17 protein-coding genes are annotated in these 17,400 nt (G+C 67.2%); 6 read left to right on the forward strand and 11 right to left on the reverse strand.

Translation table 11 applies throughout. The features are described 5' to 3' along the window. Positions 1-26 precede the first annotated feature (26 nt). On the reverse strand, positions 27-881 hold the full coding sequence (gene purU / locus ABE957_RS06275; RefSeq protein WP_349757820.1) for a formyltetrahydrofolate deformylase: 855 nt from the start codon (positions 879-881) through the stop codon (positions 27-29). 217 nt (positions 882-1,098) lie between these two features. Here purU and ABE957_RS06280 point away from each other — a divergent pair, with 217 nt between their 5' ends. The 5 genes from ABE957_RS06280 (at position 1,099) to ABE957_RS06300 (ending at position 6,001) form a co-directional block, all read left to right on the forward strand. Continuing rightward, positions 1,099-1,845 (forward strand): M15 family metallopeptidase, encoded by a 747-nt coding sequence (locus tag ABE957_RS06280; protein ID WP_349757821.1) that lies wholly within the window; start codon positions 1,099-1,101, stop codon positions 1,843-1,845. A gap of 127 nt (positions 1,846-1,972) precedes the next feature. Continuing rightward, complete coding sequence (locus ABE957_RS06285) at positions 1,973-2,740, forward strand: amino acid ABC transporter substrate-binding protein (protein WP_349757822.1); 768 nt, start codon at positions 1,973-1,975, stop codon at positions 2,738-2,740. A 17-nt stretch (positions 2,741-2,757) separates the two neighbouring features. Continuing rightward, positions 2,758-3,432 (forward strand): amino acid ABC transporter permease, encoded by a 675-nt coding sequence (locus tag ABE957_RS06290; RefSeq protein WP_349757823.1) that lies wholly within the window; start codon positions 2,758-2,760, stop codon positions 3,430-3,432. Then, on the forward strand, positions 3,429-4,190 hold the full coding sequence (locus ABE957_RS06295) for an amino acid ABC transporter ATP-binding protein (RefSeq protein WP_349757824.1): 762 nt from the start codon (positions 3,429-3,431) through the stop codon (positions 4,188-4,190). The genes ABE957_RS06290 and ABE957_RS06295 overlap by 4 nt, the downstream gene beginning before the upstream one ends. A gap of 203 nt (positions 4,191-4,393) precedes the next feature. Continuing rightward, the gene (locus ABE957_RS06300; RefSeq protein ID WP_349757825.1) at positions 4,394-6,001 is read left to right on the forward strand and encodes a ribonuclease J; all 1,608 of its coding nucleotides are present in this window, start codon (positions 4,394-4,396) and stop codon (positions 5,999-6,001) included. Positions 6,002-6,272: 271 nt separating this feature from the next. Here the strand turns inward: ABE957_RS06300 and ABE957_RS06305 are convergent, their stop codons facing one another. The 7 genes from ABE957_RS06305 to mobA form a co-directional block, all read right to left on the reverse strand. Then, positions 6,273-6,563, reverse strand: coding sequence for an H-NS family histone-like protein (locus ABE957_RS06305; RefSeq protein ID WP_089850534.1), 291 nt, complete (start codon positions 6,561-6,563; stop codon positions 6,273-6,275). A 258-nt stretch (positions 6,564-6,821) separates the two neighbouring features. Then, positions 6,822-7,814: a GTP 3',8-cyclase MoaA gene (gene moaA, locus ABE957_RS06310; protein ID WP_349757826.1), complete on the reverse strand. Its 993-nt coding sequence runs from the start codon at positions 7,812-7,814 to the stop codon at positions 6,822-6,824. After that, a complete protein-coding gene (moaE, locus tag ABE957_RS06315; protein WP_349757827.1) occupies positions 7,814-8,266 on the reverse strand; it encodes a molybdopterin synthase catalytic subunit MoaE in 453 nt (150 codons plus the stop codon). The genes moaA and moaE overlap by 1 nt, the downstream gene beginning before the upstream one ends. A 3-nt stretch (positions 8,267-8,269) precedes the next feature. Further along, the gene (gene moaC / locus ABE957_RS06320; protein ID WP_349757828.1) at positions 8,270-9,136 is read right to left on the reverse strand and encodes a cyclic pyranopterin monophosphate synthase MoaC; all 867 of its coding nucleotides are present in this window, start codon (positions 9,134-9,136) and stop codon (positions 8,270-8,272) included. Between the two features lie 14 nt (positions 9,137-9,150). Then, positions 9,151-10,419 (reverse strand): molybdopterin molybdotransferase MoeA, encoded by a 1,269-nt coding sequence (gene moeA / locus ABE957_RS06325; RefSeq protein WP_349757829.1) that lies wholly within the window; start codon positions 10,417-10,419, stop codon positions 9,151-9,153. Next, on the reverse strand, positions 10,416-11,000 hold the full coding sequence (mobB, locus tag ABE957_RS06330) for a molybdopterin-guanine dinucleotide biosynthesis protein B (protein WP_349757830.1): 585 nt from the start codon (positions 10,998-11,000) through the stop codon (positions 10,416-10,418). The genes moeA and mobB overlap by 4 nt, the downstream gene beginning before the upstream one ends. Next, positions 10,997-11,626 (reverse strand): molybdenum cofactor guanylyltransferase MobA, encoded by a 630-nt coding sequence (gene mobA / locus ABE957_RS06335; RefSeq protein WP_349757831.1) that lies wholly within the window; start codon positions 11,624-11,626, stop codon positions 10,997-10,999. Before mobA ends, mobB begins: the two co-directional genes overlap by 4 nt. Positions 11,627-11,818: 192 nt before the next feature. On the opposite strand from mobA, the gene ABE957_RS06340 reads away from it, so the two are divergent. Next, entirely contained in the window at positions 11,819-12,415 is a 597-nt protein-coding gene (locus ABE957_RS06340; protein WP_349757832.1) for a cupin domain-containing protein, read from the forward strand. A 6-nt stretch (positions 12,416-12,421) separates the two neighbouring features. On the opposite strand, the gene ABE957_RS06345 is transcribed toward ABE957_RS06340, so the two are convergent. From ABE957_RS06345 to ABE957_RS06355, 3 genes are all read right to left on the reverse strand, one after another. Beyond that, on the reverse strand, positions 12,422-13,663 hold the full coding sequence (locus ABE957_RS06345) for a uracil-xanthine permease family protein (protein ID WP_349757833.1): 1,242 nt from the start codon (positions 13,661-13,663) through the stop codon (positions 12,422-12,424). 87 nt (positions 13,664-13,750) lie between these two features. Beyond that, positions 13,751-15,388, reverse strand: a complete 1,638-nt coding sequence (locus tag ABE957_RS06350; protein WP_349757834.1) for a glycerol-3-phosphate dehydrogenase/oxidase — start codon at positions 15,386-15,388, stop codon at positions 13,751-13,753. 235 nt (positions 15,389-15,623) lie between these two features. Beyond that, complete coding sequence (locus tag ABE957_RS06355; RefSeq protein WP_349757835.1) at positions 15,624-17,390, reverse strand: ABC transporter substrate-binding protein; 1,767 nt, start codon at positions 17,388-17,390, stop codon at positions 15,624-15,626. Positions 17,391-17,400 lie beyond the last annotated feature (10 nt).

Raw genomic sequence — 17,400 nt, forward strand, 5'->3', positions numbered from 1 at the left:
TCACCTCGCGATATTCAGCCTTGCCGTCACGCGAAGACCACGGTCTTGTTGCCGTGAATGAGCACACGATCCTCCAGATGCCAGCGCAGGCCGCGGGCCAGCACCGCCTTCTCCACGTCGCGGCCGAAGCGCACCAGGTCAGCGGGCGTATGGCAGTGGCTGACCCGGTGGATGTCCTGCTCGATGATCGGACCGGCATCGAGCTCCTCGGTAACGTAGTGGCAGGTGGCGCCGATCAGCTTCACGCCGCGCTGATGCGCCTGATGGTAAGGCCGTGCGCCGGCGAACGACGGCAGGAAGCTGTGGTGGATGTTGATCATGCGACCCTGGAAGCTTTCGCAGAGCGCCGGCGGCATGATCTGCATGTAGCGGGCCAGCACCACGCAGTCGGCCCGCGCCTCCTCGACCAGCCGCTCGACCTCGGCGAAGGCTGACGGCTTGTCGTCGGCCTTGACCGGCACATGGTGGTAGGGAATGCCGTGCCACTCGACGAGGCCGCGCATATCCTCGTGATTGGAGATCACGCCGGCGATGTCGCAGTCGAGCTCGCCCGCCGTCCAGCGGTAGAGCAGGTCCACCAGGCAGTGGGTCTCCCGCGACACCATCAGCACCACACGTCGCCGCTGGCGGGTATCGGTGAGCGCCCAGGTCATGTCGAACTCCTCGGCGATCGGCGCGAACGCCTCGCGCAGCGCCTCCGGCGGCATGCCCACCGAGTCGGCCAGGATCTCGTAGCGCATGAAGAAGCGACCGCCCTCCAGGTCGGAGTGCTGGCTCGCCTCGGTGATCGAACCGCCATGCCCGGCGATGAAGTTGGAGACCCTGGCGACGATGCCCAGACGGTCAGGACAGGAAACCACCAGGCGGTAATAGTGTGACATCGAATGATCCCGCGTTGCGGCTGTGACTGGATGCAACAGTGTAGCCAAAACAGGGGGTTCGGGCACGCCCGGGCGTTTCGATGGGACGATATCTGAGGACGATGAGAGGCCTCGACAAGCGCCGCTGCTAAAGAGACAGCGACGGCACCACGCGTGCCCCGCTACTCTTCTCCCCCTACCCTGTCTGGAAAGGGTCGATCACGCCATGGAGGCTCTCTTGAACCGTTCGTTCTCATCCCCCATCGCCCTTCAGGCCGAGCCCGACTGGTCCGTGGTCAGTCGTATCCCCATCGTCGGCAGCGACGAACCGCTGGTGCCCCTGAGCCTGGCGCCATCGCGCATCAAGACCTTCCCGATCTATGCCAGGCAGGACGTGCCCGGCGCGATCAACGAATGCTACGTCCGCGAGGGGGTCTACCGCCGACTGCTCGCCGTGGCCCGCTCGCTGCCCGCAGGCCTCGGGCTGGTGGTGCTCGACGGCTGGCGTCCCTGGCGGGTGCAGCAGTACCTGTTCGACACCCTGCAGGAGGCGATCCGCTCCCATCATCCCATGCTTGACGAAGAGGCCCTGCTGGCGCGCACCCGGGAGTTCGTCTCCGTGCCCAGTCGCGAGGCGAGCGCGCCGAGCCCGCACCTCACCGGCGGCGCTGTGGATGTGACGCTGTGCGATGCCGACGGCCTGGTGCTGGACATGGGCACCCTGTTCGATGAGGCCGTGCCGGCCTCGCACACCGCCGCGCTGGAGACACTCGATCGCCCCGATGCCCGCCAGCGCCGGGCGCGGGACAACCGCCGCCGCCTGGTGGGGATCATGCGCGAGCAGGGCTTCACCAACCTGCCGAGCGAGTGGTGGCACTTCGATGCCGGCGACCAGCTGTGGGCCCATTACAGCGGCCAGCCGCGGGCCCTCTACGGGCCGGCGGAGCTCGACACCATCGAGAGCCGCTGGCAGCGCCAATGGTAAGCCGCGTCGAGTATTCATAACCACAGGCTATTGGAAAAACGCTTTCTTATTCTTTAGTGTGAGCGCCCATCAACGTCACGACCCCGTGACGGACCTTCTCCTTCAGCGAATGTTCAGGAGCCCTCACATGTTTAAGCGCGTTGCCCGCCCCACCCTGGCAGTCCTGACTGCCGGCCTGATCGGCGCCGCCGGCCTGGCTCAGGCCGACGATCACGCCATCAAGGTCGGCATGTCCGGCGGCTACTTCCCCTTCACCTTCGTCGAGCAGGACAAGCTCCAGGGCTTCGAGGTGGACGTGCTCACGGCCGTGGCCGAGGAGATGGGCGTGGAGGTCGAGTTCGTCACGGCGAACTTCTCGGGCCTGTTCGGCATGCTCGAGTCGGGTCGCATCGACACCATCGCCAACCAGATCACCATCACCGAGGAGCGGGAGGCCAAGTACGCCTTCACCGAGCCCTACGTCTATGACGGCGCCCAGGTGGTGGTGAAGGCCGGCAACGAGACGATCGAAGGCGTCGAGGACCTGAAGGGCAAGACGGTCGCCGTCAACCTGGGCTCCAACTACGAGCAGCTGCTCAACGAGCTGCCCTACGCCGACGAGATCGAGATCCGCACCTACGAGAGCAACATCGAGCAGGACACCGCCCTGGGGCGCGTCGATGCCTTCGTCATGGATCGCGTCAGCGCCAGCCAGGTCATCAAGGAGAAGCCGCTGCCCCTGGCACTCGCCGGCCAGCCCTTCTCAGAGATTCGCAACGCCCTGCCGTTCCGCGACACGGAAACGGATCGCGAACTGCGCGATCGGGTCGATGCCGCGCTCGCCACTCTGCGCGAGTCCGGCGAGCTGCGCGCGATCTCGGAGCAGTGGTTCGGCACCGACATCACCACCCCGTGAGGGGCTGAGCCGCCGCCATGTCCGTGCTCGATCTCGACTACATGCTGGGGCTGGTGCCCGTCCTGCTGCGCTACCTGCCGCTGACGCTGCAGATGGCCGCCGTGGGCATGGCGCTGGCCCTGATCCTGGCCTGCGGCCTGGCGGTGATTCGCGTGCTGCGCATCCCGGGCCTGAACGCCGCCACCCTGCTGTTCATCTCCTTCTTTCGCGGCACGCCGCTGCTGGTGCAGCTGTTCCTGTTCTACTACGGCCTGCCCCAGCTGCTGGCGTTCCTGACCCAGATCAACGGCGTGACCGCGACCATCATGGGCCTGACCCTGCACTTCTCGGCCTACATGGCGGAGTCCATCCGCGCCGCCATCGTCGGGGTCGATCGCAGCCAGACGGAGGCGGCACTCTCCATCGGCATGACCAACGGCCAGCTGATGCGCCGCATCGTGCTGCCCCAGGCCACCCGGGTCGCGGTGCCCACGCTGATGAACTACTTCATCGACATGATCAAGGCGACCTCGCTGGCCTTCACTCTCGGGGTCACCGAGCTGATGGGCGCGACCCAGAAGGAGGCGGCCGGCAGCTTCCTCTACTTCGAGGCCTTCATCACCGTGGCGATCTTCTACTGGGTGATCGTCGAGCTGCTGGCCTGGGTCCAGCGGCGCCTGGAAACCCGGCTCAACGAGGCATATCGCCGATGATCAAGGTAGAGGGACTCATCAAGCGTTTCGGCGGCCAGGCGGTGCTCGACGGCATCGATCTCGCCATCGAGCAGGGCGAGATCGTCGTCATCATCGGTCCCTCGGGGACCGGCAAGTCGACCCTGCTGCGCTGCCTGAACTTCCTCGAGCGCCCGGATGCCGGCCGGCTGACCATCGGCGATCTGGAGGTGGACGTCACGCGCGCGACCCGCGCCGATATCCTGACGGCGAGGCGGCGCACCGCCTTCGTCTTCCAGAACTATGCGCTGTTCGCCAACAAGACGGCGCTTCAGAACATCGCCGAGGGGCTGATCGTCGTCAACCGCTGGCCCAAGGAGCGCGCCCATGCGCGGGCCCGGGAGATCCTCGAGCGCATTGGCCTCGCCGACAAGGCCGACGCCTACCCCGCCTCGCTCTCCGGCGGCCAGCAGCAGCGGGTCGGCATCGGCCGCGCCATGGCGGCCCAGGCCGAGGTGATCCTCTTCGACGAGCCGACCTCGTCGCTGGACCCGGAGTGGGTCGAGGAGGTGCTCGGCCTGATGAAGAAGCTCGCCGCCGAGCGCCAGACCATGCTGGTGGTGACCCACGAGATGAGCTTCGCCCGGGACGTGGCAGACCGGGTGATCTTCATGGAGGGCGGGCGCATCGTCGAGCAGGGCCCGCCCGACCAGCTCTTCCGCTCACCCCAGGATCCCCGCACGCGGGACTTCCTGCGCCAGGTGCTGGCCACCCAAGTCGCCCTGGACGTCCCCAAGTAGGCATTTTCCGGTAGCCCTCGCCGGCCGCTAGGACACGCCTGCGCCGGATGGTCGCGTTGTGAGGCGCGGCGGCCATCCCGTATAGTGTTCGTACACGTTTTCAGGCCCACGCTTCCTCGATGCCACAGCCCCGCGTTCAGATCCGTCCTCGCCGCCGCCCGCCTCTGCATTTCCTGCCGCTGGGGGGCTGTGGCGAGATCGGCATGAACCTCAGCCTCTATGGCTTCGGCGAGAGGGACGGCCAGGACGACTGGATCGCCGTGGACTGCGGCATGATGATCCGCCAGGACCTGCCGGACAATCCTCTCCAGGTCCCCGACCTCTCCACCCTCGACAGATTGTCGATCCGGCCGCGGGCGCTGATCATCACCCACGGTCACGAGGACCATATCGGCGCCGCCGCCTGGCTATGGCCGAAATGGGGCTGTCCGATCCACGCCACGCCGCTGGCGGCGGGACTGCTGCGGGCCAAGTTCGTCGAACGCGGGCTCGCCACCGATGCCATCCGGGTCATCGAGCCCGGCGAGGCGCTGGAGACCGGCCCCTTCACCCTGCGCTTCCTGCCGCTGACCCACTCGATTCCCGAGAGCTGCGCGCTGCTGATCGCTGCGGGCGAGCACCGGGTGCTGCACACCGGTGACTGGAAGCTCGACCCCGAGCCGCTGATCGGCCCGCCGATCTCGGCCACCACCTTCCGCGCCATCGCCCCGGTGGACCTGGTGGTGGGCGACTCCACCAACGCCCCGCTGCCCGGCCATTCGCGCAGCGAAGGCGAGGTCGCCGAGGCCCTGACCCGCACCATCGCCCAATGCGAGGGCCGCGTGGTGGTCAGCTGCTTCGCCAGCAACCTGGCCCGCGTGCTGGCCATCGGCCGCGCGGCCCGGCGCTGCGGGCGTCGTGTCAGCCTGATGGGGCGCTCCATGGAGCGCATGGTGGGCGTGGCACGTCAGCTGGGCTACATGGATGACCTGCCGCCGCTGGTTCCGGTCGCCGATCTCGGCTACCTGCCCCCCGAGGAGGTACTGGTGATCGCCACGGGCAGTCAGGGCGAGCCCCGGGCAGCGCTGTCGCGCCTCTCCCGGGGTCGCCATCCCCACTTCGAGCTGATGACCGGCGACACGGTGATCTTCTCGGCCAAGGCGATTCCCGGCAACGAGCGGCTGATCGAGCGACTGAAGGCCGGGCTCCGTCGCTTCGGCGTCAGCCTCTTCGATGAGGACAATCATCCCGAACTGCACGCCTCGGGCCACCCGGCTCAAGAGGAACTCGCCACCTTCTACGGCTGGGTGAAGCCGCGCCACCTGCTGCCAGTGCACGGCGAGGCCCGCCACCAACAGGCCCACCAATCACTGGCGGCCTCGCTCGGCATTCAGGCCCCGGTGATGCCGACCAACGGCGACCTGATTCGCCTGGATGCCGACGGGCTCTCCCTCACGGCGCGCCACCCCCAACAACCGCATATCGTCAGCCAGGATGCGGTCGCCGCCCTGCCGGGTCTCGGCGGCGGCGACGGAGGGCATCGCTCTCGCCATGGCAGCCTGTATCTCGCCCTCTCGGTGGCTGCCACCGACTTGGGCTGGACGCGGATCGGCCGACTGATGCTTGACTCAAGCCAGGCGAGCCCCATGGACGAGACCGATTTCGCCGACTGGCTCGACGACTGCCTGGATGAGATCGAGGTGGATTCCCTGGCGGAATTGCGTCTGGCGCTGCAGCCCCGGCTGCTTGGCTGGCTGGCCGATCATCTTCACCGCGTCCCCGAAGTCCACCTGCAGATCCTCGCCGTGGAAGCGGAGACGCGGGGAGGGTAACGTCAGCGGATGGTGGAAGAGTTGCTGGCACCGCAAAGTGCAGATGACACATCATCGACCTGCAAGTCGAGGCGTCGAACCGACGACTCCCACAGGAACTCTGGCGGCGATGGGCTATCGCGGAAGCACTTTTCTTGTGGGAGCGGTGCTGGCACCGCGAAAAAGCTGAAGAGCCGCATCGCCGTGCAAGTCGAGGCATCGAACCGACGGCTCCCACAAAATTTCCTGCATCAACACCGCGCCTCGAGAAAAAGGCGCGGCAGAAATCGGCTCATGACTTGCTGCCGTTCTTCGGCGGCCGACCGCGCTTGCGGGTAGGCTGTTCGGTCACCAGGTCATCCAGGGAAAGGCCGGCTTCGTTGATCTGTTCGCGAATCTCGGCGAGCTTCCTGGCCTTCTCGGCTTCCTCTTCCTGGCGCTGGACTTCCTCGTCCTTCTTCTGTTCGATGACCTCACCGATGACCTCGGCCAGCTTGTGCAGCTGTTCCATGCTGAGCTGGCGTGCCGCGGCACGAGCCACGTTCTTGTTGCGAGCAATGCGCTCCAGGGTTTCGCTGGACATTGGCGGTCTCCATGCCGAATGTTGGAAAGTAGCAACGATTAATGACACGTCAAAAGTATATGCACTGATACCACATTGGCAAGAAGTGTTGGAGGAAAAGCGAGGATCTAACAGAGCGAAATGATCGCCAAACCTCCAAGGCCGACGCCCGAAATTCCCGAGGAGGCACGGCGATTAGGGGGGCAAAAAGCAGCGGGCGACACCGGAGTGTCGCCCGAAAATTCCTGCAGGCATCGCCTGGCTTTACCGTGCGGCGGTTCAGCCGCCGGTCATGTTCATGAAGCGTACCACCTGGACATCGCCATCGGTGGTGAAGTGATGACGCTCGGGCTTCAGCGGCATGGCACGCACGATGGCCGACTTCACGGCCTCGATATCCCCCGGGTGGCGACGCAGGACAGCGCGCAGGTCCACGGAGTGCTCGTTGCCGAGGCACAGCAGCAGGCGCCCCTCCACGGTGACGCGCACTCGGTTGCAGGTGTCACAGAAGTTGTGGCTGTGGGGCGAGATGAAGCCGACCCGCGATTCGCTGTCGGGCATCATGAAGTAGCGTGATGGCCCGAGCGTCGACTCGGTGGTGGGAATCAGCTCATGACGCGTCTGGATGCGCTCCTGGACCTCATCGCTCGAGCAGAAGGTTTCGGCCCGAGAGTGGTCGGAGACATCGCCCAGCGGCATTTCCTCGATGAAGCTGATATCGAGCCCCTCGGCACGCGCGAAGTCGACCAGATCGATCACCTCATCGTCGTTGCGACCCTTGAGGATCACAGCGTTGAGCTTGATGCGCTCGAAACCGGCCTCTCGGGCGGCACGAATGCCCGCGATGACCTTGTTCAGATCGCCGGTGCGGGTCAGACGACGAAAGCGTTCGGGGTCGAGTGAATCGAGGCTGATATTGAGCCGCTTGAGACCCCCGTCGCGCAGGCGGCCGGCGAATTTCGGCAGGCTCGCGCCATTGGTCGTCATGGCGAAATCCTTGAGGCCGGGCAGCGCGCCGATGTCATCGACCAGGCGATCGATGTCACGACGCACCAGGGGCTCGCCCCCGGTCAGGCGGATCTTCTCCACGCCCATCTCGGTGAAGGCGCGGGCCACCGTCGCCAGCTCCTCGAGGGTCAGCACCTGAGCCCGCGGGAGGAAGGTCATCTCCTCGCTCATGCAGTAGACGCAGCGAAAGTCACAGCGATCGGTGACCGAGATGCGCACGTAGCTCACCCGCCTGCCGAAATCGTCGATCAGCTCATCGGTCATTAAGAGAACTCCCAGCGACGGGCGTCATGATGATCGCCGTCGCGTTCCGAAACCCAGTAGTCCCCGCTGGCCGTGTGCTCCTTCTTCCAGAAGGGAGCGCGGGTCTTGAGATAGTCCATGATGAAGTCGCAGGCCTCGAAGGCGGCACGTCGATGGGCACTGGCGACCACTACCAACACGATAGGGTCCGCGGGGGCCAGGCGTCCAATCCGGTGGATCACGCTCACCCCTTGAAGCGGCCAGCGACCCTCGGCTTCCTGCACGATCTCCTCGAGGGCGGCCTCGGTCATCCCCGGATAGTGCTCAAGCGTCAACGCCTGCACCTCGGGACGCTCGTTGAAGTCGCGCACCAGCCCCGTGAAGCTGACCACCGCCCCGACATCGCTGCGACCGTCGAGGATCGCGCGCTGCTCGGCGCCGACGTCGAAGGTCTCTCGCTGCACGCGTATCATCACTCAGCCTCCGGTGACCGGGGGAAAGAAGGCGACCTCGTCGTTGTCGGTCAACGGCGTCGCATCGCCGGCCATCACCTGGTTGACGGCGCACAGCACGCGCCCCTGATCGAGCCCCTCAAAGCTCGGATCCTGCGCCTTGAGCGCGGCCTTGAGCCCTGCCACGTCGGCGCTTGGCAGATCGTGGAAGGGCACCGAGATGTCGCCGACGCCGAGGCGCTCGCGCAGCTCGGCCAGGCACTTGACCCGGATGCAGGGGGCGGCGATGTCGCAGCGCGTGCCCACCGAGACCTCGCCGGCGGCCCCCTCGCCGGTGACGATGGGCGCCGTGGCGGCCTCGATGACGGAGGTGGCCGGCGCCGATGGTGCCTCGCGCCGGTAGTCGCCGGACTTGCCGCCGGTCTTGGTCTCCAGATGGATGGCGCCGATCTCCATGTCCTTGTCCACGGCCTTGCACATGTCGTAGAGCGTCAGACAGGCCACGGAGACCGCGGTCAGGGCCTCCATCTCGACGCCGGTGCGGCCATTGAGGCGGCAGGTCGCGGTGACGTGCACGCAGGCGTTGTGCTCGTCGAGGCCGAAGTCGATGGCCACCTTCGAGAGCGCCAGGGCATGGCAGAGAGGAATCAGCTCGTGGGTCCGCTTGGCGGCCTGGATGCCGGCGATGCGCGCCGTGGCCAGCACATCGCCCTTGGGCAGCCCGCCCTCGGCGAGCAGCGCCAGGGTCGCGGGCCGCATGCGAATGAGCCCGGAGGCCGAGGCTTCCCGGCGACTCTCCGGCTTGTCGGCGACATCGACCATGTGCGCCTCACCGCGGGCGTTGAGATGGGTCAGGGACGGGTGGGTCAAGGGCTGGTCGGTCATGGACATGGGGAGTCGGCGCCTCAAGGCAATCGGTGAAGGGGTTGGATGCTCACCGCCTCGCCGGGGGCCGCACCCTCCCGGTCGTCGGCGAGCTCGATCAGGCAGTTGGCCGCCACCATCGAGGAGAGGATGCCGGAGCCCTGGGCGCCGGTACTGCGCACGTGGAGGCGACCATCGTCGGCGGCGTGAAAGCGTCCGCGCAGGAAGTCGGTCCGGCCGAGGCGACTCTTCAGGGCCTCATCGGCGATAGCGGTGAGCCGCCGAGGGCCGACGGCCCCTCGCCCCTGCAGTCGCGCCAGCAGCGGTGCCACGAACTGCAGGAAGGTGACCATCACCGCGACGGGATTGCCGGGCAGCCCCAGGAAGGGGACGCCGCGCTCCCCCAAAAGGCCGCAGGCCATGGGGCGCCCGGGGCGGATGGCGATGCGCCAGAACGCCAGGCGACCGACCGTTTCTAGCGCCGCCCGGGTGAAATCGGCATGACCCACCGAGACGCCGCCGCTGGTGATCACCATGTCGGCCTGTCCGGCGGCCTCGCGCAGCGCGGCCTCCATGACCTCGCGATCGTCGGGCAGGATACCGATATCCATCGGCTCGGCGCCCTGCTCGACCAGCAGGCCCGCCAGGGTGTGGCGATTGGCATCATAGATGCCGGCCGGCGGCAGCGGCGCGCCCGGGGCGATGACCTCATCGCCGGTGGAGAAGAGCGCCACCCGCGGCCGACGATGGACCCGGGCCTCGGCCAGGCCCAGCGAGGCCAGCAGCCCCAGCTCAGCGGCACCCAGCCGCGTGCCGGCGTGAAGCGCCCGATGACCATGAGAAATGTCCTCCCCAGCCTGTCTCACGTGCTGGCCGCGGCGGACGCGCTCGGGCCTGTCGATCACCACGGCATCACCCTGCTCTTCGGAAAACCGCTCATCGAGCTGCTCGCGCATGATCACGGTGTCGGCCCCGGGCGGTAGTGGGGCGCCGGTGGTGATGCGCACGCACTCCCCTGCCGCCAGCCTCTCGAGGCGCCGCCCGCCGGCGAGCACCTCGCCGACCAGGCGCCACTCGCCGTGCCGCGCGGAATCACCGGGCCAGGCCAGGGCGATGCCGTCCATGGCGGCGTTGGTATTCTGTGGTACGTCGATGGGCGAGACGGCGTCCTCGGCCAGCACACGCCCGTGGAGCTCGGATAGCGCGACTCGCTCGACGGGCAGCGGCCCCTCGATCAGGGTCGCCAGTCGCTCGCCCGCCTCTTCCACCGTCAGCATGCGCTCGCCGAGATCGAAACAGGAGAGCGTCATGACACGACCTCCTCGCGCGGGCGCTGGCGGGCCGGCCAGCGGGCGGGCCAGGCGGCGATCCAGTCGGCGAGCGCCTCTAGGTCGTTGAGGTCCAGTGCCTCGACGCCCTCGGGCAGCGCCAGGGTGGCATCGCTCGCCACGGCCCGCACCCAGGGGTCCTCGGCGACCCGCAGCGGCTTGCCCACTTCGGGCCGATAAAGTTCCAGCTTAGGCAGCGGCCAGGCCTTGAAGCCCTCCACCAGCACTAGGTCGGGACGCTGGGGGCGCACCATCTCGATCAGCGCGGCCAGGTCAGCCTCCTCGCGATCCGGGGTCTCCATCATCAGCGCCACCCGCGCCCGGGAGGCGACCACCATGGGCGAGGCACCGGCCTGGCGCAGGCGATGGCTGTCCTTGCCGGGCTGGTCGACATCGAAGGCGTGATGGGCGTGCTTGATCACCGCCACCCCTAGCCCCCGGCGCCGCAAGGCAGGCAGCAGCCGTTCGAGCAGGGTGGTCTTGCCGGTGCCGCTCCAGGCGGCGATGCCCAGCACCGGGAGGTCGTCGTCGAAGGGCAGGCTAGCCGGCACGCGCTCGCTCATGGGCTTACTCTCGTCGCCCGAGCCGCCTCGCCGAGGGCATGCTCCAGGCGCTGTTTCTCGTCATCGGTATTGAGGTTGGCGAAGGCATCGGGGCAGTCGCTGACGTCCACCCGACACCAGGCGTGGCGAGCGTACCAGCGGTCGATCTTGCGCTCGCCGTCGGCCAGGGCCGCAGCCAGATCATCGGCCAGCGAGGTGCGCATCAGCGCCACCACCGGGTGCAGGCGCTCGCCATCGAAGGCCACGGCGATGTCGTGCTCGCCCTCATGCTCACAAATACCGGCAACCAGGCGCTCGACCAGATCATTGGGCAGCACAGGGGTGTCACAGGGCGTGACGATGAGCCAGGGGGTGTTCGCGGCACGCAGGCCCGTATAGATGCCCATCAGCGGGCCCTGATAGCCCCCCTCGGCGTCGGTCACCACGCGGTCGGCCAGCGGCCGATAGCGCTCGACGTTGCGGTTGGCGTTGATCAGCACCTCGGCGACGTGCCCCGCCAATCGCTCGCGGACATGGGCCACCAGCGGCCGGTCTGCGAAGGGCTCGAGCCCCTTGTCTCGACCGCCCATTCGGCGACCCTGGCCGCCGGCCAGGATCATGCCGGTGAGCGCTTCTCGGGTGATCATGGGCTCTCCTGACGAATCGATCGTGTCAGCCCCCATGATGCCTTAGCCCGCTCACGGGTGCCATGCCGAGCGAGCGGCTCGGCCCGCGACCCTGATGCGGGTCAAGGGCCCCTTATCCGGCTGCCGACGAGGCGGTATGATATGTTGAAAATATTCCACGAACACGGCGGCGAACGTCCCGAGGACCGAGACATGGATCAAGACACGGAAGCGGCATTCGACGTAGGCGCCCGACTCAAGCAGCTGCGGCTGGCCCGCGGCCTGTCGCAGCGCGAACTGGCCAAGCGCGCCGGCGTCACCAACAGCACGGTCTCACTGGTGGAGCAGAACCACGTCAGCCCGTCGGTGAGCTCGCTGAAGAAGATCCTGGACGCCCTACCCGTTTCGATCAGCGCCTTCTTCGCCGGCGACGAGCCGACCCAGCCCAAGCCCTTCTACCGGGCGGACGAGCTGACCGAGATCGGCGATGGCACCCTCTCCTGGGGGCTGGTGGCAGCCCGCCGCCCGGACCGCCAGATGTCGATCATCCACGAGCGCTATCCGCCGGGCGCCGACAGCGGCGAAGAGATGCTCGAGCACGACGGCGAGGAAGGCGGCGTGGTGATCTCGGGGCGCATCGAGATCACCGTGGATGGCGAAGTGGGCGTGCTGGTCGCCGGCGACGCCTACTACTTCGACTCACGCCTGCCCCATCGCTTTCGCAACGTCGGCGACGAGGAGTGCGTGATCGTCAGCGCCAGCACCCCGCCAACCTTCTCCGACGCGGGCCAGGAGCGGCACCACGCCTGAGCGGGATCACTCCTCCTCGGCGCGGGGCAGCACCCAGTTCAGCACGATGCCGACCAGCGCGGCCAGGCTGACGCCCTGCAGGGTGAACTGGCCGTTGCCGAACTGCATGCCGCCGATGCCGAAGACCAGCACCAGGGAGACCACCACCAGGTTGCGCGGCGCGGTGAGCGGCTTGCCGGCCCGCACCAGAGTGTTCATGCCCACCACGGCGATGGAGCCGAACAGCAGCGTCATGATGCCGCCCATCACCGGCCCCGGGATGGTCTGCAGCAGCGCGCCGAGCTTGCCGACGAAGGCCAACACGATGGCGATGCAGGCGGTGGTGACCATGATCCAGGGGTTGAAGGCGCGGGTCAGGGTGACGGCGCCGGTGACCTCGGAGTAGGTGGTGTTGGGCGGCCCGCCGAAGATCGCCGCGGCGGCGGTGGCCAGGCCATCGCCCAGCAGGGTGCGGTGCAGGCCCGGCTTCTCCAGGTAGTTCTTGCGGGTCACCGAGCCGATGGCGACCATGTCGCCGATGTGCTCCACCGCCGGGGCGATGGCCACCGGAATCATGAACAGGATCGCCGCCCAGTGAAAGCTCGGCGCGGTGAAGGACGGCAGCGCCAGCCAGGCCGCGTCCCTGACCGGGGAGAAGTCCACCACGCCCATCAGCGTCGCCAGCGCGTAGCCGGTGAGGATGCCGCCCATGATCGGGATCAGCCGAATCAGGCCGCGCCCGAACACCGCCAGCACCAGCGTGACCAGCAGGCTGGCCATGGAGAGAAAGAGAGCGGTGCCGTAGCCGATGGCCTCGCTGGTCTCGCCGGTGGCCATGTCCACCGCCACCGGCGCCAGTGCCAGGCCGATCACCATGATCACCGGCCCCACCACCACCGGCGGCAGCAGGCGATGCAGCCAGACGGTGCCCTTGAGGCGCACGAACTGGGAGATCACCACGTAGACCAGGCCCGCGACCATCAGCCCGCCGAGGGTGGCGGGAATGCCGTAGTTGGCAACCGAGCCCTGGATGGGCGCGATGAAGGCGAACGACGAGGCCAGGAAGACCGGCACGCTGACCCGGGTGACGCCGTGGAAGATCAGGGTGCCGATGCCCGCGGTGAACAGCGCCACGTTGGGGTCGAGGCCGGTGAGCAGCGGCACCAGCACCAGGGCGCCGAAGGCGACGAAGAGCATCTGCGCCCCGGTCAGCAGAATGCGGAGGGGGCTTTCCGTCGGCAGGGGGGAAGCCGCCGTCTGGTCGTTCATGGTCATGGACTCCATCAAATCCGGGGAGGGGCAGTCGAGTTGCGCGGCATTCTACCAGCCTCTCCACGGCTTGGGACCCCGACCGCCCTACCCCTCACGCTCGAGCCCCGCGGACTCCGGCGAGGCGGTCACCAGATACTCCTGGAGTCGCTCCTCGGCCTGGTCATCGAAGAGGATGTCGCAGGCCTCGCGCAGCCCGGGGGAGGAGCGGATGGTCTGTTCCGGGACGACCAGCGAGATCTTCGAGCGGCGGCGCAGGAAATCCTCGAGCTTGGTCACCATCTCGCGACGCCTGGCCAGCTTGAGTTCGCAGCGCAGGTACTCGGTGTGCTCGATCAGCACCTCGCCCTGTCGCGGGTCCTGGCGAATGTCCTCGAGCATCTCCAGCGCCTGAGCCCCGTAGCGCCGCCACAGTCGGATGCTGAGCGCTTCCGAGGCACCCTCCCCGGTCATGGCGTCCAGGTCCATCAGCCGTGCCTGGTGCATGAAGGCCTCGCGCACCGAGGCATCCGGCTCGCCGTACCAGCGAACATCCGGATAGGGGATCTCGACGCCGAGGCGGGCCACCTCCGCAACGACCTCCTCGCCGACGTTGAGGCAGTCGGTGAGCTTGCCGCCGAAGATGCTGAGATGGCCCATCTCGGGGTCGATATCGATGGCGTGCTTGCGTGACAGATTGAGGAAGTCCCGGTCGTCGCCGCCGCTGGGCTTCACCGCCAGCGGACGCACGCCGCAGCGGGTGGCGATGATGTCCTGCTTCCCAAGCGGCTTGTCCAGGGCGAGGCGGGTGTTGATGTTATCGAGCACGAAGCGAATATCGTCCTCGGTGGCCCCGACCTCGGGCTTCTCGACCCGGGTATCGGTGGTACCGATGCAGGTTCGCGGCCCCATGGGGATCACGAAGAACAGCCGGCCGTCGTCAGCGAAGAAGGCCAGTACCCGCTTGCTGCCGGTCAGCCGCGGCACGATCAGGTGGATGCCCTTGGAGAAGACATGACGGTGGTCGGTCTGCTGCCCCGAGAGGCTGTTGTGCTGATCGACCCAGGGCCCGGCGGCATTGATCAGCACCTTCGAGCGGACCTCGAAGGTGTGGCCGTCCATGCGGTCGCGCATCTGGGTAACCCACAGCTCGCCCTCGCGCCGCGCGCCCATCGACTCGACGTAGTTGGCCGCCACGGTGCCGAAATCCAGCGCCCCGCGCACGAAGTTGAAGACGAAGCGGGCATCGTTGTCGTGCAGGTAGGCATCGGAATATTCGAAGCCGCCCTGCGCCTGGCCGGTGTCGATGATCGGCTCCCGCGCCTTGATGCCGCCGGGACTCAGGAAATTCGGCCTCCGGGTGAAGGCGCTGCCCATCAGCCAGTAGAGCCAGGTGCCGGCCCAGGGGTAGAGGGGATGGTGGCGAAAGCCCTTGTTGATGGTGGTCAGGAAGCGAATCTCCTGCACCGTGGAGGGATAGCTCTCGATCAGGTGGTTGCGGCTCTTGCAGAGCTTGCGCACCAGCGCGAAGTCGCCGCTCTCCATGTACTTGATGCCGCCCCACACCAGGTTGGACGAGTGCATGCTGGTGCTGCCGGCGAAGTCGCCGCGATCGATCAGCGCCACCCGGGCGCCCTTGCCGCTCAGCGCGGCCGCGGCGGCGGCGCCGTTGATGCCGCCGCCGATGATCAGCGCATCGAAGACCCGCTCGGGAAGCTTGCGAAGGTTGTTCTCTCTGAGTTGCATGTCTGGCCCTTTTTTCGAAGCGCCTCGTAGGAAGCACTGGCATCGACGCGCCCCGTTCGAAGCACAGCGGGCAGCACGCGCCGAGGCGAAAGACGACGACCTCAAACGAACAGGTCCCGCTCGGCGTGCACCGAGCGGGACCCTGGGTCCCGTTCAGGCAACCGGTCACACGTGCTGATTCGGCGCCGGGCAGGCCCGGCGTCGGATGGGGCGGGTCAGGCGACCCGCCCGCCGATCATTCGCGCGAGCCGGCGGCCATCCACTCCTCCATCATCTGGTCGTAGGGCACGGTGGTACCCTGGGGCATCTCGTTGTCCAGCTTGGCCTTGGGCGAGCCGGGCTGGGAGAGCCAGTACTCGGGATCGCGCTCCTCGTTCAGGTTGGGGGCGTAGGTCGTGAAGACCTTGGCCCGCGCCAGGCGCGCCATGATGCTGTCGAGGTCCGCGGCCAGGTTGTCCAGCCCCTCCTTGGGCGAGATGTCGCCGCTGACCGCCGGCGCCAGGTTCTGCCACCACAGCGGCGCCATGCGCGGATAGTCCGGCACATTGGTGGAGGACGGCGTCCAGTTGGACTCGTTGGGGCTGCGATAGAACTCGACCAGGCCGCCGAGGCGGGGCGCCATCTCGGTCATCTGCTCGGAGAAGATGTCGGACTCGCGGATTGGCGTGAGGCCCGCCATCAGCTTCTCCAGCGACACCGTCTTGGCGGTGGTGAACTGGGCGAACAGCCAGGCCGCGGTGCGACGATCCTCGGGGGTGGAGTCGAAGAAGGTCCAGGAGCCCACGTCCTGGTAGCCGACCTTCATGCCCTCCTCCCAGTAGGGACCGGCGGGCGACGGCGCCATGCGCCACTTGGGGTTGCCCTCCTCGTCGGTAACCGGCAGGGCGGGATCGGTCATGTCGGCGGTGAAGGCGGTGTACCAGAACATCTGCTGGGCGATCTGGCCCTGGGCCGGCACCGGTCCCGCCTCGCCGAAGGTCATGCCGCTGGCCTCGGGCGGCGCGTACTTCTCGAGCCAATCCACCATCTTGGTCACGGCGAAGACCGAGGCCGGGGAGTTGGTGGCACCGCCGCGACTGACGCTCGCGCCCACCGGCTCACTCTGCTCGTTGACGCGGATACCCCAGTCGTCGACCGGGTTGCCGAACGGCACGCCGGGGCTGCCCATGCCGGCCATGGAGAGCCAGGAGTCGTGGAAGCGCCAGCCCAGCGACGGGTCGCGGCGACCGTAATCCATGTGGCCATAGACCTTGGTGCCGTCGATCTCGCCGACGTGCTCGGTGAAGAATTCGGCGATGTCCTCGTAGGCGGTCCAGTTGGTCGGCACGCCCAGGTCGTAGCCGTAGAGCTCGCGGAACTGGTCCTGCAGGTCCTCGCGCTGGAACCAGTCGTAGCGGAACCAGTAGAGGTTGGCGAACTGCTGGTCGGGCAGCTGGTAGAGGCTGCCGTCGGGTCCGGTGCCGTACTGCAGGCCGATGAAGTCGTCGAGATCCAGGGTCGGCAGGGTGACATCGGCCCACTCATTCTCCATGGCGTTGGAGATATTGATGGTGGTGCCGTAGCGAATATGGGTGCCGATGGCGTCGGAGTCATTGACGTAGCCATCGTAGATGTTGCGACCCGACTGCATCTGGGTCTGCATGTTATTGACCACGTCCCCCTCGCCGATGATGTTGTGAGTCACCTCGATGCCGGTCAGCTCGCTGAAGGCCTCGGCCAGCACATCACGCTCGTAGATGTGCGTGGTCAGGCCCTCCGCCACGGTGTTGATCTCCATGCCGCGGAACGGCTCGGCCGCCTTGGCAAACCACAGCAGTTCCTCGATCTGCTGCTCGCGCGTCAGCGTCGAGTCCTGGAAATGCTCATCGATCAGCCGTTCGGCGATCGCCCGGGCATCGTGGTTGTCGGCGTGAAGGGAGGCGCTGGCCAGCATGATGCTGGCCGCCACCAGTGAGCGTCGTATTGTTATTGCTGTCATGTTGACCTCGTTGGTTGTGGTCATTCGTCCATGA

Source organism: Halomonas pelophila, from assembly GCF_040196315.1.
In the GTDB taxonomy this organism is placed as follows: Bacteria; Pseudomonadota; Gammaproteobacteria; order Pseudomonadales; family Halomonadaceae; genus Halomonas; species Halomonas pelophila.

Excerpts from the sequence above, each read along its gene's own strand:
- purU (WP_349757820.1), bottom strand. The coding sequence starts at position 881 with ATGTCACACTATTACCGCCTGGTGGTTTCCTGTCCTGACCGTCTGGGC.
- ABE957_RS06285 (WP_349757822.1), top strand. The coding sequence starts at position 1,973 with ATGTTTAAGCGCGTTGCCCGCCCCACCCTGGCAGTCCTGACTGCCGGC.
- ABE957_RS06290 (WP_349757823.1), top strand. The coding sequence starts at position 2,758 with ATGTCCGTGCTCGATCTCGACTACATGCTGGGGCTGGTGCCCGTCCTG.
- ABE957_RS06295 (WP_349757824.1), top strand. The coding sequence starts at position 3,429 with ATGATCAAGGTAGAGGGACTCATCAAGCGTTTCGGCGGCCAGGCGGTG.
- ABE957_RS06300 (WP_349757825.1), top strand. The coding sequence starts at position 4,394 with ATGAACCTCAGCCTCTATGGCTTCGGCGAGAGGGACGGCCAGGACGAC.
- ABE957_RS06305 (WP_089850534.1), bottom strand. The coding sequence starts at position 6,563 with ATGTCCAGCGAAACCCTGGAGCGCATTGCTCGCAACAAGAACGTGGCT.
- moaA (WP_349757826.1), bottom strand. The coding sequence starts at position 7,814 with ATGACCGATGAGCTGATCGACGATTTCGGCAGGCGGGTGAGCTACGTG.
- moaE (WP_349757827.1), bottom strand. The coding sequence starts at position 8,266 with ATGATACGCGTGCAGCGAGAGACCTTCGACGTCGGCGCCGAGCAGCGC.
- moaC (WP_349757828.1), bottom strand. The coding sequence starts at position 9,136 with ATGTCCATGACCGACCAGCCCTTGACCCACCCGTCCCTGACCCATCTC.
- moeA (WP_349757829.1), bottom strand. The coding sequence starts at position 10,419 with ATGACGCTCTCCTGTTTCGATCTCGGCGAGCGCATGCTGACGGTGGAA.
- mobB (WP_349757830.1), bottom strand. The coding sequence starts at position 11,000 with ATGAGCGAGCGCGTGCCGGCTAGCCTGCCCTTCGACGACGACCTCCCG.
- mobA (WP_349757831.1), bottom strand. The coding sequence starts at position 11,626 with ATGATCACCCGAGAAGCGCTCACCGGCATGATCCTGGCCGGCGGCCAG.
- ABE957_RS06340 (WP_349757832.1), top strand. The coding sequence starts at position 11,819 with ATGGATCAAGACACGGAAGCGGCATTCGACGTAGGCGCCCGACTCAAG.
- ABE957_RS06345 (WP_349757833.1), bottom strand. The coding sequence starts at position 13,663 with ATGAACGACCAGACGGCGGCTTCCCCCCTGCCGACGGAAAGCCCCCTC.
- ABE957_RS06350 (WP_349757834.1), bottom strand. The coding sequence starts at position 15,388 with ATGCAACTCAGAGAGAACAACCTTCGCAAGCTTCCCGAGCGGGTCTTC.
- ABE957_RS06355 (WP_349757835.1), bottom strand. The coding sequence starts at position 17,390 with ATGACCACAACCAACGAGGTCAACATGACAGCAATAACAATACGACGC.